This is a genomic window from Candidatus Omnitrophota bacterium, from assembly GCA_041650805.1.
Taxonomy (GTDB): domain Bacteria; phylum Omnitrophota; class Gorgyraeia; order 2-01-FULL-45-10; family 2-01-FULL-45-10; genus JBAZKM01.
The window spans coordinates 58062-79904 of the sequence record JBAZKM010000005.1 but is presented as its reverse complement, the minus strand read 5'-3'; the positions used below and the strand labels follow the sequence as shown (position 1 = coordinate 79904).

The window sequence follows — 21843 nt, the reverse complement described above, 5'->3', positions numbered from 1 at the left end:
TCAGCTATCTAAGGAACTTCTTCAGCTCTTTCATGAACTGGTTGACGTCCCTGAATTGCCTGTAGACGGAGGCGAAGCGGACGTAGGCTATCTCGTCCAGTTCGTGCAGGTGGTTTATGACAAGCTCCCCGATCTCCTGGGAAGAGACCTCAAGCTCGTGGCGTTTGCTTACGGCGCGCTCTATGTCGTCGACCAGTTTTTCGATGCGCTTCATGCTGACCGGGCGTTTTTCGCAGGCAACGACTATCCCCTTTATGAGCTTCTCCCGGTCGAACGGCTCGCGCCGGCCGTCCTTCTTTATCACCATGAGCGGCAGTTTCTCGACGTATTCGTACGTGGTGAAGCGCTTGCCGCACTTCAGGCACTCGCGGCGTCTCCTCACGCTCGAGGCGTTTTTCGATACCCTCGAGTCGATGACGCTGTCGTTCTTATTGCCGCAATACGGGCATCTCATACTTTATTTGAGGACCCGAAGCTTGACCTTCGCCTCGCGGAGAAATTCTTTAGACATCCTGTCGGGGTAATCGCCCCTTATGACGACCTCGCCGATGCCGGCGTTTATGATCATCTTTGCGCAGATTATGCACGGCTGGGTCGTGGAATATAAACTTGCGCCCTTCAGGCTCGTGCCGTGCAGCGCGGCCTGGAGGAACGCGTTCTGCTCGGCGTGGAGCCCCCTGCACAGTTCGTGGCGCTCTCCGGAGGGGATCCTGAGCCGCTCGCGTATGCATCCTGTGATGTCGCAGTGTTCTATCTTGCTGGGCGCGCCGTTATATCCGGTGGCCAGTATATTCTTGTCGCGCACGAGGACAGCGCCTACACGCCGGCGGAGGCATGTCGAGCGCTTCGATACGAGGTCGGCGATCCCGAGGAAGTATTCATCCCAGCTCGGGCGGTGGACCGTGGACCGTGGACCGTGGACTTTTACTCGCTTCCGTTTCACGATCATTATCTCCTCTCGAGGTCTTTAATGAGGCCCTTATACAGCGGGAATTTCTTTACCAATATACCGACCTCTTCCCGCGCCGCCCGGGAGACCTTTTCATTGCCGGGGTCGCCCAGGACCGCATCGATGAGTGATGCGATCTTCCGCATCTCGGGCTCTTTCATCCCGCGCGTCGTGACGGCCGGCGATCCGATGCGGATCCCGCTCGTCACGAAAGGCGAATTGGTGTCGAACGGTATCAGGTTCTTGTTGACGGTTATGCCCACCCTGTCCAGCAGTATGGCCGCGTCCTTCCCGGTGATCTTTTTGGCGGTGAGGTCGACAAGGAAGAGGTGTGTATCCGTACCGCCCGCCACTATCCTGAAGCCCCTTTTTGAGAGCTCTCCGGCAAGTGTCCTGGCGTTCTTCAGGACCTGTCTCTGGTACGATCTGAACCCGGGCTTAAGCGCTTCCCTGAAGCAGACCGCCTTCGCCGCGACCACATGCATCAGGGGCCCTCCCTGTATGCCCGGGAACACTTCGGTATCGATCCTTTTCGCGAACTCTCTTTTACACATTATGAAACCGCCCCTCGGCCCCCGCATCGTCTTGTGGGTGGTAGAGGTGACGAACTCCGCGTACGGGACGGGGCTTTCGTGAAGCCCCGAGGCCACAAGGCCGGCTATGTGCGCTATGTCGACGAAGAGGAACGCTCCGACCGCGTCGGCGATCTTTCTGAATTTCCTGAAATCCATCGAACGCGGATACGCCGATGCGCCCGCCAGGATCATCTTCGGCTTGTGCCTTTTGGCCAGTTCCATTATCGCGTCGTAGTCGAGCATCTCCGTATCCTTATCGAGGCCGTACGGGATTATCTTATAAAATTTGCCGGAGAAGTTGTGCGGGTGGCCGTGAGAGAGATGGCCGCCGCAGGAGAGGCACATCGAAAGGACCGTATCGCCCGGTTTCAGCATGGCGAAGTAGATGACCATGTTGGCCTGCGTCCCCGAATGCGATTGGACGTTTACGTGTTCGGCCCCGAATAATTTCTTGGCCCGCTCCACGGCAAGTCGTTCCACGACGTCTACATAACGGCATCCGTTATACCAGCGCGCGTCCGGGTATCCTTCCGCGTACTTATTGGTCAGGCTCGATCCCTGCGCCTCGAGCACCGCCTCGCTAACGAAGTTCTCGCTCGCTATGAGCTCTATGCCGGCGTTCTCCCTCTTCGTCTCGTCCAGGACCGCCCTGAATATCTCCGGGTCTTCTTTTTTAAGATGCTTCATCGTCTACTTCCCTTTTATTTTTGATTCGATCTCTTTTATCTGTTTCACGCGCCGCGCGTGCCGGTCCCCGAGATGGCCGGTAGCGAGCCACACCTTAACTATCTCTTTTGCGCTCTTCGCGTCCGTGTAATCGGCCGCCAGGACTACGACGTTACAATCGTTATGTTCCCTGGATGATCTCGCCATCCGCACGTCATAACAGGCGACGGCCCTTACGTTGGAGACCTTATTGGCGATTATGACCATGCCTACGCCGGTCCTGCATATCAATATACCCCTCTCCGCCTTCTCCTCGCCCACCGCCCTGGCCACCTCGAACCCTATCAGCGGGTAATCGCACGACTCTTTCGAATGGGTACCGTGGTCCCTGACATCATGCCCTTCGGCCCTGAGAAATTTTATCAGCTCCCCCTTTAATTCATAACCGCCGTGGTCGCTCCCTATAGCTATCTTCATAATAATTTCACGATCCTCTCTATCTCTCTCTTTATCGTCTCCCTGCAATATCCGTAATCCTTCGGCGGACGCCCTATGGGGTCCGGGATGCTGAACCCCTCGCTGTGCCGTTTATCGTCTTCCGCGCCGAACTTCTTCAGTAAGTGCGTCTTCGGGGCCGCCTCCGGCACCCGTTCTACTATCTCGGCCCTATGGGATTCTTCCATCACCAGTATAAGGTCCGAACTCTTTATCAATTCATCGGTAAGCCGGGTCGCCCGGAAATTCGATACGTCGATGCCTTCTTCCTTCATCGTCTCGACCGTCTCTATCGTCGGCCCCAGGCCATCGACGGCTATGACGCCGGCTGAACGGACTTCTATGTCGCCTTTCCCCGCCTCTTTCAGATACTTCTTCAGAAGGCCCTCGGCCATAACGGAACGGCAGCTGTTGCCGGTGCATACCAGGAGGATCGAGCGTACTTTACCCATTGCGCCTCGGTTTGCTATGAGCCAATATATTTTCTATTTCCCGGCGCGATATCGCGCCCTCACGGAGTATACGCGGAGGGGTGACGGTCATGTCTATGACCGTGGACTCGACGCCTATATTTGTCCTGCCTCCGTCAAGTACCAACCCTATCTTACCGTCCAGGTCCCTCAAGACGTCCCCTGCGGACCTCGGAGGCGGGTTACCGCTAAGGTTCGCGCTAGGCACCGCCAGGGGGACCTTCGCTTCCTTAAGAAGTTTCAGCGCTACCACGTGGTCGGGCATCCTGAAACCGGTCTTTTTTCCGCCGTTGCCTTCCAATATCACTGTAAGCGGCCCCGGCCAGAGCTTATCGGTGAGCGCCCTGGCTTCACCGGTGAAACGGCACCCCATCCTCCCGACCATCTTCCTGTCCGCGATCATGACGGCGAACGGTTTAGAGAGTGGCCTCTTCTTGACCCTGTAGAGCCTCCTTACGGCGCCTTTATCCGTCATATCCGCGCCGAGGCCGTAGACCGTCTCCGTCGGGAACGCGACGAGCCCTCCGCTTCTCAGGACGCGTGCGGCGCGCAATATATCCTTGGGCGACGTCTTTAATACTTCCGTGCTCTTCGAAGAACGCATCAGGACCTGATATTCTTCTTCCTGACCGACTCTGCAAGCGACTTCTTAAGGGTAAGCAATCTCTTCTCTATCGTCTTATCCCGTATGGCCAGTATCTCAAGCGCAAGTATGGCGGCGTTCTTTGCCCCGGTCTTCCCTATGGTCAACGTCGCAACGGGAACGCCTGAGGGCATCTGCACTGTGGAGAAGAGCGAATCTATGCCTTTCAGCTCTTTCGTCTCCATCGGCACCCCTATGACGGGAAGCGTCGTATGGCTTGCTATGACGCCGGCAAGCGCCGCCGCCCCGCCCCCCCCCGCTATGATCACCCCGAATCCCCTCGCCCTTGCCGACTTCGCGAATTTTGCCGTATCGTCAGGGGAACGGTGGGCGGATAATATCTTTATCTCATACTCAACGCCGTATTCTCCGAGGACCTTAGCCGCCTCGTCCATCGTCGGAAGGTCGGAATCGCTCCCCATCACTATCGCAACTTTCAGCCGTTTCATACCGCCTCCTGGCTACTGGTTACTATTTTTTATAGCCCTGTGCCCGATATCCTTCCTGTAATGCATCCTGTCAAAGCTTATCATGCGGACGGCTTCATAGCATCTGTCGATGGCCTTCTCTATATCATCCCCGAGGGCCGTCACGTTCAGCACCCTTCCCCCGTTCGTGAGAAAAGTCCTGGCGGTATCGGTGGAACGGATCCCGACCTTGGTCCCGGCGTGAAACACGACGACGTCCTTCTCTGCCCTCACATCGTCCAGCCCTTTTATCTCTATACCTTTCTCGTATTTATCCGGGTAGCCGCCGGACGCCATAACGACCGAAACGCACGGCCTCCTGTCCCACTCAAGGTTATAGCCGCCCAGTCTCCCGTCCGAGGCGCGTTCCATGACCTCCACCAGGTCGCTTTTGAGGCGGGGTAGTATCGCCTGCGTCTCCGGATCGCCGAACCTGACGTTGAATTCCAGGACCATAGGGCCTTTTTCCGTTACCATTATGCCGGCGTAGAGAACCCCTTTATAAGGTGTCCCGGATCTCGCAAAATCCTGTACTATCGGGTATATGACCGTCTCCATCACCTTCTTCAAAAGGGCGTCGGTCACGACCGGCGCCGGAGAATATGCGCCCATACCGCCCGTATTGGGTCCCCTGTCCTTGTCGAATACCCTCTTATGGTCCTGGCTCGACGCAAGCGGGATCACATTCTTCCCGTCGGATATGACTATTATGGACGCCTCCTCACCCGTGAGGCATTCCTCCATGACGATCCTGTTGCCTGCGGGTCCGAATACCTTGCCGATCATCATGGCGCTTATGGCTTCTTTGCCCTCATCGACCGTTTTACAGACGACGACGCCCTTGCCGCCGCATAATCCGTCCGCCTTGACCACTATGGGCGCGCCCTTCTCCTCCAGGTGCTTCAGCGCCGCTTCTGCATTATCAAATACGCTGAAACCGGCTGTCGGGACACCGAGACGCTTCATCATCTCCTTTGCAAATACCTTGCTCCCCTCAAGCCGCGCGAGTCCCTTTGCAGGGCCGAATACCTTCAGGGCCTCTTTCTGGAACGCGTCGGCGATACCGGCTACGAGAGGGACCTCCGGACCCACGACGGTGAGGCCTATCTTCTTCGACTTCGCGAATTCAAGCAGCCCGTTGATATCGTCGGCCTCTATATTTACAAGCTCGGCGATCTCCGACATGCCGCCGTTACCCGGCGCGCAGTACAGTTTCTCGCACTTCGGGCTCTTCGCCATCTTCCATGCCAGCGCGTGCTCTCTTCCGCCTGAACCTATCAACAGGATCTTCATTATCTTATTATTACCTGCCCGTTCCCCTTCACAACCCTGCCTATCACGTGCGAGCGTAACGCATGGCGTTTTAAGACCGCCTGCGCCCTGTCGACGTCGCGCCCCGGCAATACCAGCACCATGCCTATGCCCATATTGAGCGTGCGGAACATCTCCCCGGTATCCACATTCCCCTTCTCTTTGATCATGGAGAATATCTCTGGTATCTCCCACGAGTCCCCGTATATCTCTATGGCCATCCCTTTCGGTATTATCCTCGGTATCTTATCGTAGAATGCCCCGCCGGTTATGTTCGCTATCCCCTTTATCTCCGCTTCCTTCTTTACGGCCAGGACCGGCCTGCAATAGAGGCGCGTCGGCTTCAATAATTCCTTCGAATACCTTTTCAGCTCTTTCCGGGAGAAGACCTTCCTCACTAAAGAATACCCGTTCGAATGCAATCCGCTCGACTCCAGGCCCAGGACGATATCCCCTATGGCTATGCGGCGGCCGTCGATCACTTCGCCCCGCCCGACGATGCCGACCGCGAACCCGGCAAGGTCGTATTCGCCGGCCTTATACATGCCCGGCATCTCGGCCGTCTCGCCGCCTACGAGCGCGTAGCCGGCCTCGCGGCACCCGTCCGCTATCCCTTTGACCACCGCCTTCAGGACGCGCGGCCTGACCTTGCCCGTCGAGATATAGTCGAGGAAGAAGAGCCCCTCGGCGCCGGAGCAGAGGACGTCGTTGGCGCTCATGGCTACAAGGTCTATGCCCACCGTATCGTGCCTATCGGCGAGGAACGCTATCTTCAATTTCGTCCCGACCCCGTCGGTCGACGAGACGAGTACCGGGTCTCGGAATTTCCTGAACGCGGGCCTGAAGAGCCCCCCGAAACTCCCGACATCGCTTATGACGCCCGGCGTCTTCGTGGACTTCGCAAAGCGCTTGTAATCCGAAACGAGCGCGTTCGCGGTGTCGATATCTACGCCTGAGGATTTATAGGTGACTCGTTTCACTCCATCACTCTCCGCAGCACTTCCTGGTATGCCTCTTCGACATTGCCGAGGTCACGGCGGAACCGGTCCTTGTCGAGCTTTTCCTTCGTCGTCTTGTCCCAAAGGCGGCATGTATCCGGGGATATCTCGTCGGCCAGGGTCACCTTCCCTTTGTACAGGCCGAACTCGAGCTTGAAGTCGACGAGTGTCAGCCCCTTCGAATCAAAAAAATTCCTGAGTGCATCGTTTATCCTGAACGAATACTTCTTTATGGCGTCCATCTCTTTCCTGGTGGCGATGCCGAGGGCCGCGATGTGGTAATCGTTTATCAGCGGGTCATGGAGCTTATCTTCCTTGTAGTGGTACTCCAGGACCGGCTCTTTGAGGACTATCCCCTCTTCCAGCCCCAAGAGCTTCGCCATGCCTCCCGCGACTATATTGCGTATCGTCACCTCCACGGGCACTATCTTGACCCGCTTTACGAGCATGTCGCGGTCGTTCAGACGCTTGACGAAATGCGTGGGTATGCCGTCCTTCGCCAGGAGCGTGAAGATCTTCTCCGATAGCTTATTATTGACCACCCCTTTATTCACTATCGTGCCGCGCTTCGTCGCGTCGAACGCCGTCGCGTCATCCTTGAACTCCTGTATCACGAGGTCCGGGTCTTCGGTCTCGTACAGCTTCTTCGCTTTCCCTTCGTATATCTGCTTAAGCTTATTCATATTCCGACTCTCCTGAATATCCTGTCGACATGTTTAATATGGTACCTGAAATCGAATATCTCTTCGATCTCCCTCGCGCTCAGTATGGACCGTATGCCGTCGTCGCCCAGGAGCGACTCCTTGAACCCCGTATTATCCCGTTTGGCGTTGAAGGCCGCCTTCTGTACCTTGTCGTACGCCTCGTTGCGCGTCAGGCCCCTGTTGACGAGCTCCAGGAGAAGACGTCCCGAGAATACCACTCCGCCCGACTTATCGAGGTTCTCCAGCATCCTGTCTTCGTGCACGATAAGCTTCGAGACGACCTCGGCGAACTTATTGAGCATATAATCGAGGAGTATCGTCGAATCCGGCAATATCACGCGCTCCACGGAAGAATGGGATATGTCGCGCTCGTGCCACAGCACCATATCCTCCATGGCGGCGACGGCGTTCGCCCTGAGTATCCGCGCCAGGCCGCCGAGCCGCTCGCACAAGATCGGGTTCTTTTTGTGCGGCATCGCGCTCGAGCCCTTCTGTGTCGAGGAGAAGTACTCCTCCACCTCTCCTATCTCCGTGTGCTGGAGGTTCCTGAATTCGGTGGCGAACTTCTCTATCGATGTCCCGGTGATAGCTATCGCCGTGAGGAACTCCGCGTGCCTGTCGCGCTGTAATATCTGCGTCGAGATGCGCGCCGCCTTCAGGCCCAGCCGTTTGCAGACATACTCCTCGACGAACGGGTCGATATTGGCATACGTCCCGACAGCGCCGGAGATCTTCCCGACGCTCACAGTTTCGCGCGCGCCCTTCAGCCGCTCGAGGTCACGCTTCATCTCGTCGAAGTAGAGCGCCAGCTTCAGCCCGAACGTCATCGGCTCTGCGTGCACGGAATGCGTCCGGCCGATCATGAGCGTCCGTTTATGCCGGCGCGCCTTCGAGCGCAGTATCCTGAGCAGTCTGTTGACGTCTTCTATCAGCAGCTCGCAGGACTCCCGCATCTGGACCGAGAGGGCCGTATCGAGGACATCGCTCGAGGTGAGCCCCATGTGGACGTATTTGGCGTCCTCGCCGATATTCTCCGAGAGGTTCTTTATGAAGGCGATGACGTCGTGGTTCGTCTGGCTCTCTATCTCTTTTATGCGTTCTACGTCGAACCGCGCTCTCTTCTGTATCTGTAAAAGCGCCTTCCTGGGGATGCGGCCGAGTTTCGCGAGGGCCTCGCATGCGAAGATCTCGACATCGAGCATCTTCCTGAAACGGTTCTCCTCGCTCCATATGGCAGACATCCTCGGAAGCGAATAACGCTGGATCATATCTTATATTCCTCCATCAACGGAGTTTTATTTTAGCATTATAAAAGGGTCGAGTCAAAGGAAATTGGGGCGGCCGGGCAACCCAATGACTTGACACAATTATCATATCAATGTACAATTGTACGGAATAAAAATAAGGAGGGTGGTAATGGTATTTAATAATAAGGTGCTGATAATCGGATACGGCTCGGTGTCGAGATGTACGCTGCCGGTCCTCCTGAAGAACATCAAGATCCCGTATAAGAATATAACCGTCATAGATTTCATCGATTACCGCAAGGCGCTGAAGCCCTGGACAGACAAGGGCATAAGATATTTCCAGGAGAAGATCACGCCGTTCAACATGACGACGATACTCTCGAAGTACGTCTCCGCCGGCGGGCTCATCATAGACCTCGCCTGGAATATCGACTGTATCGAGATACTCACCTGGTGCCATGACAATAAGGTCCTCTACGTCAACACCTCCGTCGAGGTTTGGGACCCGTATGCCGATATCCACAATAAGAGCCCTTACGAAAAGTCGCTCTATTACAGGCAGATGCTGATACGCGACGTCATCTCTAAATGGAACGGCGCAGATTCCACGAGCGCCGTGATAGACCACGGCGCCAACCCGGGATTGATATCCCATTTCACAAAACAGGGTATCCTCGATATAGCGGAAAAGCTGCTGAGGGAGAAGGGCGCGCCGAAGAAGGAGACGAATGCCGTCGAGCGCCTCGTCCGGGAAAAGAATTTTTCGCATCTTGCCATGAAGCTCGGGATAAAGGTCATACACTGCAGCGAGCGCGACACCCAGATAACCGACAGGCCCAAGGAAGTGGATGAGTTCGTCGGGACATGGAGCATCGAAGGGTTCAGGGAGGAAGGCATATCCCCTGCCGAGCTCGGATGGGGAACACATGAGAAGAAGCTCCCCGCGCTGGCCAACATCCCTCCCCACGGCCCCGGAAATCAGATATTCCTGTCGCAGATGGGTATCAATACGTGGGTCAGGTCATGGATACCGGACCAGGAGATCATCGGCATGGTCATACGCCACGGGGAGGCGTTCTCCATATCCGATAAGCTGACCGTATGGAAGAACGGGAAGGCCGTCTACAGGCCGACCGTCCACTACGCCTACATGCCGTGCCACGAAAGCCTCTCTTCCTTGTATGAGCTCCGCTGCAGGAATTACGAACTTCAGCCGAAGTGCAGGATCATGAACGATGAGATCACGACCGGCGCCGACACGCTCGGGGCGCTCCTCATGGGACACCGTTATAGCTCATGGTGGACGGGGAGCATCCTCAGCATCGGGGAGTCGAGGCGTCTCGTCGGGCACCAGAACGCCACGACGATGCAGGTGGCTATAGGCGTCGTCTCGGCGGTCATGTGGATGATAGAGAACCCGCGGAAGGGCATATGCGCCCCGGACGACCTGCCGCATGATCATGTCCTCGCTATCGCGAAGCCGTACCTCGGCAAATTTGTCTCTAAACCTTACTCCTGGACACCCTTATTGAACTACCGCGTATTCTTCAAAGAGAACACCGCGGCGTACCCGGACAAGAAGAATCTCTGGTGCTTCCATAATTTTCTCTTCAAACCTTAAATATATCAAGGAGAGGCGATGAAAAACGGCGAAAAGGATATCCCCCCGGCCCATCTTCAGGAGATAGCAAAAAAGAACGGCACCCCGGTATTCGTCATAGACCATGAAAAGATAAGACAGAACTACGGGGAGTTCAAGGAGAGCATGCCCCGCGTCCAGGCATACTATGCCGTGAAGGCAAATTCGAACCCGGAGATCGTGAAGACGCTCTATTCGCTCGGCGCGAGCTTCGACGTGGCGTCGTTCCCGGAGTTCATGATCGTATATGAGAATATAAAACGCCTCCCGGACAAGGAACGGCAGGACTTCATCTGGGACAAGATAATCTACGCCAATACGATAAAGCAGGAAGAGACGCTGCGCGAGCTCGACCCTTACAAGCCGCTCGTGACATACGACAATATAGAGGAATTGAAGAAGATAAAGAAATTCTGCCCGCACGCCGGCGTCGTATTGAGGATAAAGGTGCCGAATACCGGTTCTATGGTGGAGCTCTCTTCGAAGTTCGGGGCCGACCCCGGAGAGGCGGTCGACCTGATACTCGAGGCGTTCAATATGGGCCTCGTCGTCGAGGGTATAAGCTTCCACGTAGGAAGCCAGTGCAACAACTTCGAGAATTATATGCAGGCCCTGCAGCTCTCCGCCTCCATATTCAAAGAGTCGGAATCGCGCGGCCACAAGATAAAGATACTCGATATAGGAGGCGGGTTCCCCGTCAAGTACAACAGTAAGGTGAAGGCCTTCAAGACGCTGGCGAGGAAACTTAATACCGAGATAGACAGGATGTTCCCAAAGGATATCGAGATACTGGCGGAGCCGGGGCGCTTCATGGTGGCTAATGCCGGCACGCTCGTGGCAAAGATCATAGGCAAGGCGGTCCGCGACGGCAAGACCTGCTACTACATAGATGACGGGATATACCACACCTTCTCCGGCATCCTCTTCGACCACTGCATATATCCGATAAGGTCGTTCAAGGACGGCGAGAAGAAGATATGTGCCGTCTTCGGCCCGACCTGCGACGCGCTGGACACGATCTCGGTCGCCGAGGAACTGCCGGAACTCGAGATAGGCGACCTCCTCTACGCGGAGAACATAGGGGCGTACAGCCTCGCCTCCTCAACGCACTTCAACGGCTTCCCTCCGGCGAGAGTAGTTCATATCAATAAATAGGATTATGCGGCCCTGAGGAGCTGTAAGAGCCGTTCGTTCATCTTGGGTATGTCATCGGCCGGGACGGCCGTGGCGGGCGGCAGGTTGAATATGAAGCGGCGGGCAAAGTCCCTCGGATCATCTAACAGATCGGGCGGCGGTATATCTCCCCGGTAAGATTCCCCGGCCATACGTGAATATATACGCAATAGATCGTTTATGACCGCCTGCCGGTCGGTGTTGTGCAGGGCCCTCAGCGCATCGAGCACGCCTTCCAGCTGGATGAAATTGGAGCCGCTCCTGAAGACCAGCATCTTTATCGCCTTATCATCCGGTAACTGATCCGTGTGACTTTCGTCGCTGAGCGCGACATCGACGACGGCATTCGGGTCTTTCCTGATATCCGCTATCACATCGGTCAATCTCTCCCCGTCGTTCAATATCCGTATCTTTTCGCGGAGATCCGACTCCCGTGACCATTTATTCAAAGCCGTGACGATGCTTGCACGCTGGTCCACGGGTATCACATCGCTCTCTATGACATGCCAGAGCGTCTTATTCTCCTCGACTGCGGGCATGAACTTATCCCTCGCCTGGTTTATGACAGTCATCCTGACGAGCTCTCTCACGACCGGCCTCTTATCTTCCGGGATATCCCCGCGATAGAGCGGCCGGTCCGTGCCTCTTTTGGCGACCTGGTAGCGTATATCCTTGACCGCATTTATCATCGTCCGGGTATAATTGGGATCGATATTCCCTTTTTCATCGTATCCTATCATCATATCCGAGAATCGATAGTAGCCGCGTTTGCCTTTTACCGGTACGAACACCCCGATATCCCTCAATATATAGAACTCTGACCGCGTCGTCCCGGCATGATACGCCCCTGCCCGGGCTGCATACGCCGCTTCAAGCCCGTCGTCTTTATTTAACGCCATCTTCATCAGCTCGTCGCTCCTCGAGATCCTGTTCAGGAGCCCGGCCGGCGAGCCGTTCGCGTCTTCGTCCGCTTCGCCGGATGCGGCGAGACGTTCGGAAGGCGCCGAGGCCCCTCCCATCACTATAGCCAGGTCGTCAAAGAGGCCGTCTCCGATCAGGCGTTCTTTTGCCGCCGCACAATTCTCCTCCGTGCCCGTCAAGACGACAAGGTGTCCTTTCGCCGGGTTTAGGTCCTGCTTGAACCACTCGAGATGGCGCAGGAGCATACCTTCTGCCTCCGTGTTGCCTCTATTCCGGGCCCAGAGGTCGGCATCGAATACGGCCACCTGGCCTTCCTGGTCGAGGCGCCGTACCAGGAGATCGAACTCCTCTCTGAAATGTTTTATGACCCTCTTCTCGTGCAGAACTATATGTTCGTGCAAGGCGATGTCGCGTACGCCTCCTCTAAAGGCCTCTTCGAACATCGCGTAGATCCTTCCTCTTATTTCGGGATCGTCACACCCCGTCAATTCGACCCCGTTATCCCCGTATCCGTCCCTGTTGCGGTTATGATCGGCCGTCGTCGGGTCCTCTACCCCGTAGACGACCCTCTTAAAATGATAGAATTCCGTGATCGCCCTGGAACACATATAACATGAATCGATGTTGACATAGAGCGTGGCATTTCTCCAATCGGAGAAACCCGCCGCCTCTGCCTCGCGTATCGCCGCTATCTCCGCGTGGACTGCCTTGACCCCGTATTTAGTGGGCCTGTCCAGGGTTTTTCTTGCAGCGGTCGCTATGACCCTCCCGTCTCCTGCCACTATCCTTGCCACCACCGGCAACCGGGCATCCAGTTCGCCTCTTTCGATCTTTTTCCCTGCCGCTTCCACAAGATCGGCCATATGTCCTCTGTCGGTCCGGGTAAAGACGGGTACTTTGCCGGGTTCCGCGTCATCCGTCTTTAACGCTATGGATATCTCCCAGCCATAGCCGTCAGCGTATGCGCCGGCTGATGTCCTGACCAGTCCGGCCCATCTTTTCATTTCAGCTGACGGAGGCCTTGACCGAAAACCCATATAACGGATAGCCGCCATCTTCAGCACCGAATGGTCCATCCCGTCATTATCGTGATCATCCGTTGCGATAAATCCATTAGCAGTTATCGCGGAGGCGACATCGCCTATATATCTGTTGTAGGACTTCGGCAGATTCTGCGCGGCCCTCTGATAATATCCATCCAGGCCGCCCCCTGCCATGCGTCGTATAGCAGGCATACTGTCTCTTATATACTCCATATTTTCCTGAATATATATTACCTCTCTCTCTTTGGGGTCCTCTCCCGGATATGCCCAGTCAAATCTTATCCTGTAAGCGAATCTGCCGGAGTCCATACCTTCCCGGGACAACCGTTTTGTACTATGGTCTCCGTTACATATTCTGGCCCAATCGTCCTTTATCTCTTCGATCTCTTCACCTGCCACACCCATCATCGAAAGTTCCCCGATGATGCCGTTCAATACCGGCGTCTTGCTCATGTGGCTCCCGTAAATAAAACCCCTCCTGCGTTTATGCTCCAGGTATCTATCATGTATGTCAAAATTATAACCTTTGCCCCTTCTGTACGGCTCAAAATTGAGGGAATCGACAAGCACCGTAACGGCGGCATTCGTAGAGAGAAAGAGATCGGAAACGTCGCTGCCCGATGCCCCGCTCAGGACCCTGATAGGCCTGTTATCGGGATTGAGCAGTTCCTTCGTCGCCATGGCAAGCCCGACAAAACGCCCGCCCATGAGGCCGCTCTTTATGGGCCGCATATCGAGCGTATTCTTCACTACCCTCTCTTCCAGTATCCGCCTTGCGGAATCGGCTTCGGCTGCGTCGGGTGTGATGTCGGCGTCGCGGTGTAAGAGGTGTCCGACCTCGTGCTTTCGCCAGTTCTCGAGATCTCCGGCATGCTCGGGTTTGAGCAGGGTTTCATATATCGAGCGCGGGATGAAGAGGTTATGGGCCCTTCCTTTGAACGTCCCGGCGTGGGTGATGAGGCCTTCGGCGAGGTAGATATATTCGTATGGCAATAGTACGGTCAATTCATCGTCATCTATGACGTAGGCCGAGACGGGCGGGCCGGTCCTCTGCATAGAAGCGTACAGTTCCTCTCCTATGAGGCGCCTTGCGGCGGTCTCATCGAGAGGGGCTATCGGCGACGGACCGAATACGAGCCCCCTGAGCGCCGTGTTCAAGAGGTCATGCTCGGCCTGATCGAGCTCACGGACGGTGCCGTCCTTATCTACAAATAGCGCGGGGCCTTTGACGGCGGGATGGGCGATCGTATTAAATATGGCATATTCGGTATCGGTCAGGCGCGGGCCTTCGCCCTGAAGATGCGCTATAGCCTCATCCCCTGTCTCATATAAAATACGCTCGGTAAACCGGCCAAGGCGATAGTGAAGGCCTTGCATGCGCCGGGTGAGTACGGGGTATGACAGTATCGGTAATATCCTGGCGGCAAACCAGCACCTTCTTCTTATGTCATCGGTGGAAGAGGCCGCCCTCTCTATGACCTTCAACAGCCGCTCGTATTTCCGGTCTTCCGGGACCTCCCGTACGTAGAAATATGAGGTGAGCGCGTCACGTACCAGGAATGGGTCTTCCGATGTGTCGATCAGGCGTTCCAATTCGGACACGAACCTCTCTCCCGTCTCCCTGTCAAGCCCGAGCTCCTGGAAACTGGCACCGTCTGCCGAAGATTCGCCGCGCGGGTCTCCCGCTCTGATCAGGAATCCGATAAGGCGTCCCAATATCATCATCGGCATCCTGCCCCCGGGACGGCGCAGGAACATATTCACAAGCTGCGAGGGTGCCCTGTCTGCGACCAACAGGTGATCCGGGTCCTCCAGTTCCATGAGCGCGCCAAGGAAATAGTGGCCGCATGAGCCGTACCCCACCATGGGGTCGGCCGCACTCTTATCTATCGTTTCCATCCAGCGCGCGTGGTCCGGCCTTATAAGATTGACCATGTTATCATCCCACTCTTCTGCGGGTGTGCGGACGCTCACGCCGGCAGTATTGGCCAGGTAGTACTTTTCCTCCCTGTTGAGGAGGAACGCCGACATGAAGCCTTCGCCCAGTTCGGGAAGAAGGCGCAGGAATATCGTCTGCTGTTCCTTGACGAATATGCGGAAATTCGAAAGCTCTTCGCTCGATGTTATATGGAACCAGGCATCGAACAGAGACGCGAGATCGCGCTGATAATTCTCCGTATAGTCCAGGTACTGGTAGTGGTAATTCACGGTCACGTGTATATTGGGGCTCTGGCTCAGCGTATCCGCCGCGTCCTGCACCCCGTCCCGTTCCAGCCCTGCCTCCGAGAAACGGCTGAGCCGGTCCATGTAGAGGCGGCCCATGAAGTTCAGGACGTCTACTATCGCCTCGGCGACCACGTCCGGGTCTGCCTGGCCGAGATACCTGATGACGCCCGCCCTGCGGGACGGATCATCCTTGCTCTTATAAAAGTCGAGGAGCGATTCGAAGACCGCCTCTTTCGACGGCCCGGCCTCATGCGAGGCGATGTTGACGTCCTTCTCTTCTTCCGCCTCATCGTAGAGGGCTAACATCGTGGCAAAATCCATCTCTTTTGCTCCCTCTTTATACAGGCGCTTCGGAAATCGATGCGACCGTTCGTGGAATTTCCTTGCGATCGCGGCGGAGGTAAGTTCCGGGGCCGATCTTTCATATTCGGTGCCCTTCAGATCTTCATCGGGAAGGTCAAAATGGTCGAGGATCCATTGCCGCATCTGGTGCGGTCTCAAATTGAGCTTGCCCCGTAAGAGTTCCCATTGGACCACTTCGTCGACCTCGTGCCGCCGCAGGTCCTCATCATAATATAACCCGCCATCCAGGTATATGGTCGGTCTGCCGGCGGCCCGGCCGAGCCCTACATGCGCGGGCTGACGCGCCTTTGCCAGCAGTCCGGGTACGGAGACGACCTCTGCTTCGTTGAATTCGAGCTGCCCGGCTCTGTAAAATTTGCTACTACCGATCCCGATCGTCTCCCCATCCCTCTTTGCCGCCCCGCCCGCGAAAGCGTTCTCTATATATTCATTGACACGTTTATGGGACAACAGGACCTCCCCGGCCAGGAACTTCTCCTGGAACCCGGCCATCCTGGAACGTAATGAGGGCGAGAGGCTATCCCCGGCATAGCCAAAGGTACCTGTAAAGAGAAAGACCCCCGCGACAAAAGCCGCAAGGGGCTTTTTAGCCCAGCGATACGCTAGTATATTTGTGGACTGTGGACTGTGGACTGTGGACTTATTTCGCATTGTCATATTATGTTCATATTACGTGATAATTCTTCTTTAAAGATAACCTGATAAGTATACTACAGAATGACGTTAAGTCAAGAGAAAGCCAGCTGCATTTTTTCATTCCTAACCTGCCATATCTAACCTGGTTAGAATGCGGGGATTTATTGTAAAATTTTGCTTGATTTTTTCGGGTAGGTCTGTATAATACAATACACATTGCGGGGTAGAGCAGCCTGGTAGCTCGCAAGGCTCATAACCTTGAGGTCCTCCGTTCGAATCGGAGCCCCGCTACCATTTTAAAAGGGGAAGCCGAATAAGCTTCCCCTTCTTTTTTGCTTTTAGCTGAAAGCTGACGGCTGATAGCTGACAGCTTACTTAGGCGACTCTTTGAGGACTATCTCGCCCTTACGCACGACGCCTATCTTCTCGCGCGCCTTCTTTTCGACGTAGGTGATATCGGTCTCGAGGCGCAGTTTCTCCATCTCAAGCCGCCTCGCCTCTCTCTTCATCTCGATCAGCTCGTTCTCGAGCTTCTTATTCCTGTACCTCAACTCCTGATACTTCGCGAACGGCGGCAGGAATATCACTGCAAGGACTATGATCGCGAAGAGTACCTTTCCCTTTATTTTCGCCAAATTGCCTTCCCGTATACCGCTTTTTTACCGAGCCCTTCCTCGATGCGGAGAAGGTCGTTGTACTTACATATCCTTTCCGACCTGCAGGCGGAGCCTGTCTTTATCTGGCCCATGTTGACCGCCACCACAAGATGCGCGATGGTGGTGTCTTCGGTCTCGCCCGAGCGGTGGGACACGACCGCCGTATACCCGGCCTTCTTAGCCATCGCTATCGCTTCCAGCGTCTCGGTCAGCGTCCCTATCTGGTTCACCTTTATCAGGATCGAATTCGCCACCTTCCGGTCTATTCCCATCTTGAGGCGTTTCGTATTTGTGACGAAGAGATCATCGCCTACAAGCTGTATGGACTTCCCCAGTTTTTCTGTCAGCGCCTTCCAGCCGTCCCAGTCGTCTTCCGCGAGGCCGTCTTCTATGGAGACGATGGGATACTTCGATACCCACCGGGAATAGAACTCCACCATATCCTTGCTGGAATTCTCCCTCTTCTCTTCGGCCTCTAAGATATATTTGCCGTTCTCGTAGAACGAGCTCGCCGCCGGGTCGAGCGCGATCGCGACATCTTTGCCCGCCTTATATCCGGCCCTGTCGATCGCCGCCAGTATCGCCTCCACCGCCTCTTCGTTCGACTTGAGGTCCGGCGCAAACCCTCCCTCGTCTCCTACGGCGGTAGAGAGTTTCCTGTCGTGCAATATCTTCTTCAGGTTGTGAAAGACCTCCGCGCCGCAGCGGAGCGCCTCCCTGAAAGAATCGGCCCCTATCGGCATGACCATGAACTCCTGGAGGTCGACGTTATTGTCGGCGTGCGCGCCCCCGTTCAATATATTCATCATCGGGATCGGCAATATCTTCGCCTTGTCCCCGCCTATATACCTGTAGAGAGGCATCTTCTTTGAAACAGCCGCCGCCTTCGCGGCCGCGAGCGAGACACCGAGGATCGCGTTCGCGCCGAGGCGCCCCTTATTCTCCGTACCGTCGAGGTCTATCAGGAGCTGATCGAGCTCGCCCTGTTTCAGGGCGTCCTTGCCCTTTATCGCCTTCCTTATCTCGCCGTTCACGTTGGCGACCGCCTTGAGCGTGCCCTTGCCGAGGTAGCGCGACTTGTCGCCGTCCCGGAGTTCTACCGCCTCATGTTCGCCGGTAGACGCGCCGCTCGGCACCGCAGCGCGGCCGAACGAACCGTCCCCGAGCCATATATCCACCTCGACCGTCGGGTTCCCCCTCGAATCGAGTATCTCTCTCGCCTTAACGTCTTTAATGCCCGTCTTCATGCTTGCCGTTACTCCTTTCGACTATTTTATTATTACCTTTCTACCTTCCACCCTGAGCCGTCCTTCAGCGAACAATTTGACCACCTCGGGATAGATCTTGTGCTCCTCTTCATGGATGCGCTGCCACAGGCTCTCTTCCGTATCGCCATCTTTCACTTCTACGGGAGACTGCAGTATGATAGGCCCGTGGTCGAGCTCCTCGTCGACGAAATGGACTGTCGCGCCGGAGATCTTTACGCTGTATTCCAGCGCGTCCTTTACGCCGTGAGTGCCTTTGAATGACGGCAGGAGCGCCGGGTGTATATTGATGACCCTGTTCCTGTACTCCTTTATAAAATACGGGCTCATGAGACGCATGAAGCCGGCCAGGACCACAAGCCCGACCTCTCTCTTCTTCAGCCCCTCCACTATTTTGCGGTCAAAATCTTCGCGGGACTTGAAATCTTTCGGGTCCAGGACGAGCGTCTCTATCCCGGCCTTGCGGGCGCGTTCCAGGGCGAACGCCTTCTTATTGTCGCTCACGACGAGGGCTATGGAAGCCGGTATGTGACCCGACTTCACGCCGTCTATGATCGCCTGCAGGTTCGTCCCGTTCCCCGAACACAATACCGCAATATTCATCATTTCCCTACCCCCCATACCCTATACCCTATACCCTAATATCAGAACAGCGTATAGATGAACGGCGCTACCGCGCTCGATTCCGTAAATACTATCAGGAGCCCCAGGAGTACGAGCATTATCACTATCGGGAGGAGCCACCAGCGTTTCCGCATCCTCATGAATTCCCACAACTCTTTTAAAAACCCCATAGCACCCATGCCATCCTCCTAGAACTGTTTTTCGTAACTTGCCCTGTCCTTCGCCGCGGGAGGCCTATCCTGCCAGTATGACCCCTTCCCCCGGTCTATCCGCTCGTCCAGGATATCCTTACCCGTAAGCCTCATCAATAACCCTATCGGGGTCACTACACCGTAGAATAAGAGCGCCAGGACGAGCCGGCTCATGAAGAATCCGATGACTACGGAAAATGCCATCCACGCCTTCTGGAGCGGTAAGAGGACCGCCGGCAGCGCCGCAGCAGGGATGCCAAACAGAACCGCGGCGGTGAAGAGGTAAGGCCATGAACCCTTCCCCCTCCAGAGGACTATGCCCCCTAAGATAGCAAAAATCACCGCAAATGTAAAACCAAATTCGCGCAGTTCCTTTTTGCCGCTCCTTATCGCCTTTATCTCATCCCAGATTATCATGGTCAATCCAGTTCGAACTCTTTGAGCCAGTCGACATCCTTATCGAGCGGCTTCTGTTCTTTCTTCTCAAGCAGCATGTTGCCCATTATCAGGTAGTCCATATTGGTGCGCATGAAGCAGAGGTACGCATCTTTCGGCGAGGCCACTATCGGTTCGCCCCTGACGTTAAAGGAGGTATTTATTATCACCGGACAGCCGTATTTTTCGTAGAACCTTTTTACCATGTCATAAAAGCGGGGATGCCGGGCCCTGTCCACCGTCTGGACGCGGGCGGAATAGTCGACATGCGTCACGGCAGGGATCTCGCTCCGTACGACATTCAGCCGGGCGAGGCCGAAGAGCTCCTCTTCCCCGCCCTTCACCGGCCTCCTCCTCGACGCCTTCACCGGCGCAACGAGGAGCATATACGGGCTTTCACCGTCCATCTCGAAATAGTCGGAGACCTTCTCGGCCAATACAGACGGCGCGAACGGGCGGAAGCTCTCCCTGAACTTTATCTTGAGGTTCATCACCTCCTGCATCTTCGGCGAACGCGCGTCGCCGATGATGCTGCGGCTCCCGAGCGCGCGCGGCCCGAATTCCATCCTACCTTCGAACCAGCCGATGACCTTCTCGGAGGCGACCAGGTCCGCTATCCGCTCCGGTATCTCCGGGTCGCTGAGCTCCGTGTACGGGGCGCCGCACTCCCTCAGGAACTTCTTTATCTCGTAATTACTGTAATCGGGGCCGAGGAACGAGCCTTTCTGGAAGTCGTGCCTGTCGTCCGCGGAACGCGGGTTGCCCAGGTACTGGTACCATACGAACAGGGCCGCGCCGAGCGCGCCGCCCGCGTCGCCTGCCGCCGGCTGCACCCATACGCCTTTGAACGGCCCCTCCCGCAATATCCTGCCGTTACCGACGCAGTTCAGGGAGACGCCTCCGGCCAGCACCAGGTGCTCTTTTCCCGTGACCTTGCGGACGTGGCAGGCCATCTTCAGCATCACCTCTTCGGTGACATCCTGCACGGACCGCGCCAGGTCCATATCGCGCTGTGTCAGTTTCGATTCCGGCTTCCTTGGCGGGCCGCCGAAAAGGGCATGGAACTTCCGGTTCGTCATGGTGAGGCCGGCGCAGTAGTTGAAGTATTTCATCTTCAGCTTGAAGGAACCGTCCTCTTTAAGGTCTATCAGCTCCTTCAGTATGAGGTCCCGGTATATGGGCCTCCCGTACGGGGCGAGGCCCATCACTTTGTATTCGCCCGAATTGACCCTGAAACCGGTGTAATATGTGAACGCCGAATAGAGGAGGCCGAGCGAATGGGGGAACTTTATCTCCGACCTTATCGATATGGTGTTGCCGGTCCCGGAGCCGAAACTCGCCGTCGTCCACTCCCCCACCCCGTCCATGGTCAGTATCGCCGCCTCGCGGTACGGCGACGGGAAGAAGGCGCTCGCCGCGTGGGATTCGTGGTGTTCCGGGAATATTATCACGCCCTTGTAGCCGAGCTCTTTCTGCATGAGGTCTTTCATGAAGAGCTTCTTCTTTATCCACATGGGGATCGCCTTCACGAAGGACCTGACGCCGTACGGGGCATAGGCGAGATATGTCTCGAGTATGCGCTCGAATTTTATGAAGGGCTTGTCGTAGAAGGCGACGTAATTGATGTCGCCGATGGTGATGTGGGCCTTCTCCAGGCAGAATCTTACGGCGTTTGACGGGAATGACTGGTCGTGCTTCTTTCTCGTGAACCTCTCTTCCTGGGCGGCCGCGACTATATCGCCGTCTTTTATCAGCGCGGCGGCGGAATCGTGGTAGAACGCCGATATGCCCAGGATGTACATCTTGATATGGCCTCTTTAACGAAGGACGGAGCTTATCTTCGCCTTTATCGCTTCCTTGGAATTGACTCCGATTATGCGGGTGACCTCTTTTCCGTCCTTAAAGAGTATGAGCGTGGGGATATTAAGGACCGAGAGCTCCGTTGCGAGCTCCGGGCTGTCATCGACATTCGTTTTGGCGACCTTTATCTCCCCGGCAAGCTCATCGGACAGCTCCTCTACGAGAGGCGCTATTATCTTGCAGGGCATGCACCACGTCGCCCAGAAATCTATCAGGACGGGTTTATCGGACTTCGTCACTTCTTTATCAAAATTATCGTTCGTTACTTCAAACATGATACCGTTCA

At 55.7% G+C, this 21843-nt stretch carries 21 protein-coding genes and 1 tRNA gene; 3 read left to right on the top strand and 19 right to left on the bottom strand.

Features of this window, described 5'->3' with window-relative positions; genetic code table 11:
* Window positions 1-4: 4 nt before the first annotated feature.
* From nrdR to purB, 11 genes are read right to left on the bottom strand one after another with little or no spacing between them, the layout of a single operon-like run.
* Window positions 5-454: a transcriptional regulator NrdR gene (nrdR, locus tag WC515_04780; GenBank protein MFA5146669.1), complete on the bottom strand. Its 450-nt coding sequence runs from the start codon at window positions 452-454 to the stop codon at window positions 5-7.
* Window positions 455-457: 3 nt separating this feature from the next.
* Entirely contained in the window at window positions 458-943 is a 486-nt protein-coding gene (locus WC515_04775) for a cytidine/deoxycytidylate deaminase family protein (protein MFA5146668.1), read from the bottom strand.
* A gap of 5 nt (window positions 944-948) precedes the next feature.
* On the bottom strand, window positions 949-2211 hold the full coding sequence (gene glyA, locus WC515_04770; protein MFA5146667.1) for a serine hydroxymethyltransferase: 1263 nt from the start codon (window positions 2209-2211) through the stop codon (window positions 949-951).
* 3 nt (window positions 2212-2214) lie between these two features.
* Window positions 2215-2667, bottom strand: a complete 453-nt coding sequence (gene rpiB, locus WC515_04765; GenBank protein ID MFA5146666.1) for a ribose 5-phosphate isomerase B — start codon at window positions 2665-2667, stop codon at window positions 2215-2217.
* A complete protein-coding gene (locus WC515_04760; protein ID MFA5146665.1) occupies window positions 2664-3137 on the bottom strand; it encodes a low molecular weight protein arginine phosphatase in 474 nt (157 codons plus the stop codon). The genes rpiB and WC515_04760 overlap by 4 nt, the downstream gene beginning before the upstream one ends.
* On the bottom strand, window positions 3130-3759 hold the full coding sequence (locus WC515_04755) for an L-threonylcarbamoyladenylate synthase (GenBank protein MFA5146664.1): 630 nt from the start codon (window positions 3757-3759) through the stop codon (window positions 3130-3132). The genes WC515_04760 and WC515_04755 overlap by 8 nt, the downstream gene beginning before the upstream one ends.
* Window positions 3759-4247, bottom strand: coding sequence for a 5-(carboxyamino)imidazole ribonucleotide mutase (gene purE / locus WC515_04750; GenBank protein MFA5146663.1), 489 nt, complete (start codon window positions 4245-4247; stop codon window positions 3759-3761). Before purE ends, WC515_04755 begins: the two co-directional genes overlap by 1 nt.
* Before the next feature lie 12 nt (window positions 4248-4259).
* Window positions 4260-5558: a phosphoribosylamine--glycine ligase gene (gene purD / locus WC515_04745; protein MFA5146662.1), complete on the bottom strand. Its 1299-nt coding sequence runs from the start codon at window positions 5556-5558 to the stop codon at window positions 4260-4262.
* Window positions 5558-6556 (bottom strand): phosphoribosylformylglycinamidine cyclo-ligase, encoded by a 999-nt coding sequence (gene purM / locus WC515_04740; GenBank protein MFA5146661.1) that lies wholly within the window; start codon window positions 6554-6556, stop codon window positions 5558-5560. The genes purD and purM overlap by 1 nt, the downstream gene beginning before the upstream one ends.
* Window positions 6553-7257 (bottom strand): phosphoribosylaminoimidazolesuccinocarboxamide synthase, encoded by a 705-nt coding sequence (purC, locus tag WC515_04735; GenBank protein ID MFA5146660.1) that lies wholly within the window; start codon window positions 7255-7257, stop codon window positions 6553-6555. The genes purM and purC overlap by 4 nt, the downstream gene beginning before the upstream one ends.
* On the bottom strand, window positions 7254-8546 hold the full coding sequence (gene purB, locus WC515_04730) for an adenylosuccinate lyase (protein MFA5146659.1): 1293 nt from the start codon (window positions 8544-8546) through the stop codon (window positions 7254-7256). Before purB ends, purC begins: the two co-directional genes overlap by 4 nt.
* A 148-nt stretch (window positions 8547-8694) precedes the next feature.
* Between purB and WC515_04725 the strand changes: the two genes are divergently transcribed.
* Window positions 8695-10146 carry a saccharopine dehydrogenase C-terminal domain-containing protein gene (locus tag WC515_04725; protein ID MFA5146658.1) on the top strand — a complete coding sequence of 484 codons (1452 nt, stop codon included), beginning with the start codon at window positions 8695-8697 and terminating at the stop codon, window positions 10144-10146.
* A gap of 18 nt (window positions 10147-10164) precedes the next feature.
* Window positions 10165-11319 carry a type III PLP-dependent enzyme gene (locus WC515_04720; GenBank protein MFA5146657.1) on the top strand — a complete coding sequence of 385 codons (1155 nt, stop codon included), beginning with the start codon at window positions 10165-10167 and terminating at the stop codon, window positions 11317-11319.
* A gap of 2 nt (window positions 11320-11321) precedes the next feature.
* On the opposite strand, the gene WC515_04715 is transcribed toward WC515_04720, so the two are convergent.
* Window positions 11322-16547: a deaminase gene (locus WC515_04715; GenBank protein MFA5146656.1), complete on the bottom strand. Its 5226-nt coding sequence runs from the start codon at window positions 16545-16547 to the stop codon at window positions 11322-11324.
* Window positions 16548-16743: 196 nt separating this feature from the next.
* On the opposite strand from WC515_04715, the gene WC515_04710 reads away from it, so the two are divergent.
* Window positions 16744-16820 (top strand) — tRNA-Met (locus WC515_04710).
* A gap of 77 nt (window positions 16821-16897) precedes the next feature.
* Here the strand turns inward: WC515_04710 and WC515_04705 are convergent.
* From WC515_04705 to trxA, 7 genes are read right to left on the bottom strand one after another with little or no spacing between them, the layout of a single operon-like run.
* Complete coding sequence (locus WC515_04705; protein ID MFA5146655.1) at window positions 16898-17161, bottom strand: septum formation initiator family protein; 264 nt, start codon at window positions 17159-17161, stop codon at window positions 16898-16900.
* Window positions 17149-18429: a phosphopyruvate hydratase gene (gene eno, locus WC515_04700; GenBank protein MFA5146654.1), complete on the bottom strand. Its 1281-nt coding sequence runs from the start codon at window positions 18427-18429 to the stop codon at window positions 17149-17151. The genes WC515_04705 and eno overlap by 13 nt, the downstream gene beginning before the upstream one ends.
* Before the next feature lie 21 nt (window positions 18430-18450).
* Window positions 18451-19053: a phosphoribosylglycinamide formyltransferase gene (gene purN / locus WC515_04695; GenBank protein ID MFA5146653.1), complete on the bottom strand. Its 603-nt coding sequence runs from the start codon at window positions 19051-19053 to the stop codon at window positions 18451-18453.
* Window positions 19054-19091: 38 nt separating this feature from the next.
* Window positions 19092-19241: a DUF5989 family protein gene (locus tag WC515_04690; GenBank protein ID MFA5146652.1), complete on the bottom strand. Its 150-nt coding sequence runs from the start codon at window positions 19239-19241 to the stop codon at window positions 19092-19094.
* Window positions 19242-19259: 18 nt separating this feature from the next.
* Complete coding sequence (locus WC515_04685) at window positions 19260-19679, bottom strand: SxtJ family membrane protein (protein MFA5146651.1); 420 nt, start codon at window positions 19677-19679, stop codon at window positions 19260-19262.
* Between the two features lie 2 nt (window positions 19680-19681).
* The gene (locus WC515_04680; GenBank protein MFA5146650.1) at window positions 19682-21499 is read right to left on the bottom strand and encodes a carbamoyltransferase; all 1818 of its coding nucleotides are present in this window, start codon (window positions 21497-21499) and stop codon (window positions 19682-19684) included.
* A 15-nt stretch (window positions 21500-21514) separates the two neighbouring features.
* Window positions 21515-21832, bottom strand: coding sequence for a thioredoxin (trxA, locus tag WC515_04675; GenBank protein ID MFA5146649.1), 318 nt, complete (start codon window positions 21830-21832; stop codon window positions 21515-21517).
* Window positions 21833-21843 lie beyond the last annotated feature (11 nt).

What these genes read in the sequence shown, in the direction of transcription:
- WC515_04715 (MFA5146656.1), bottom strand. Translation starts at nt 16,547, where the DNA reads ATGACAATGCGAAATAAGTCCACAGTCCACAGTCCACAGTCCACAAAT.
- WC515_04690 (MFA5146652.1), bottom strand. Translation starts at nt 19,241, where the DNA reads ATGGGGTTTTTAAAAGAGTTGTGGGAATTCATGAGGATGCGGAAACGC.
- glyA (MFA5146667.1), bottom strand. Translation starts at nt 2,211, where the DNA reads ATGAAGCATCTTAAAAAAGAAGACCCGGAGATATTCAGGGCGGTCCTG.
- purN (MFA5146653.1), bottom strand. Translation starts at nt 19,053, where the DNA reads ATGATGAATATTGCGGTATTGTGTTCGGGGAACGGGACGAACCTGCAG.
- trxA (MFA5146649.1), bottom strand. Translation starts at nt 21,832, where the DNA reads ATGTTTGAAGTAACGAACGATAATTTTGATAAAGAAGTGACGAAGTCC.
- WC515_04720 (MFA5146657.1), top strand. Translation starts at nt 10,165, where the DNA reads ATGAAAAACGGCGAAAAGGATATCCCCCCGGCCCATCTTCAGGAGATA.
- purD (MFA5146662.1), bottom strand. Translation starts at nt 5,558, where the DNA reads ATGAAGATCCTGTTGATAGGTTCAGGCGGAAGAGAGCACGCGCTGGCA.
- purE (MFA5146663.1), bottom strand. Translation starts at nt 4,247, where the DNA reads ATGAAACGGCTGAAAGTTGCGATAGTGATGGGGAGCGATTCCGACCTT.
- WC515_04685 (MFA5146651.1), bottom strand. Translation starts at nt 19,679, where the DNA reads ATGATAATCTGGGATGAGATAAAGGCGATAAGGAGCGGCAAAAAGGAA.
- WC515_04725 (MFA5146658.1), top strand. Translation starts at nt 8,695, where the DNA reads ATGGTATTTAATAATAAGGTGCTGATAATCGGATACGGCTCGGTGTCG.
- WC515_04680 (MFA5146650.1), bottom strand. Translation starts at nt 21,499, where the DNA reads ATGTACATCCTGGGCATATCGGCGTTCTACCACGATTCCGCCGCCGCG.
- eno (MFA5146654.1), bottom strand. Translation starts at nt 18,429, where the DNA reads ATGAAGACGGGCATTAAAGACGTTAAGGCGAGAGAGATACTCGATTCG.
- purC (MFA5146660.1), bottom strand. Translation starts at nt 7,257, where the DNA reads ATGAATAAGCTTAAGCAGATATACGAAGGGAAAGCGAAGAAGCTGTAC.
- WC515_04755 (MFA5146664.1), bottom strand. Translation starts at nt 3,759, where the DNA reads ATGCGTTCTTCGAAGAGCACGGAAGTATTAAAGACGTCGCCCAAGGAT.
- WC515_04760 (MFA5146665.1), bottom strand. Translation starts at nt 3,137, where the DNA reads ATGGGTAAAGTACGCTCGATCCTCCTGGTATGCACCGGCAACAGCTGC.
- purB (MFA5146659.1), bottom strand. Translation starts at nt 8,546, where the DNA reads ATGATCCAGCGTTATTCGCTTCCGAGGATGTCTGCCATATGGAGCGAG.
- nrdR (MFA5146669.1), bottom strand. Translation starts at nt 454, where the DNA reads ATGAGATGCCCGTATTGCGGCAATAAGAACGACAGCGTCATCGACTCG.
- rpiB (MFA5146666.1), bottom strand. Translation starts at nt 2,667, where the DNA reads ATGAAGATAGCTATAGGGAGCGACCACGGCGGTTATGAATTAAAGGGG.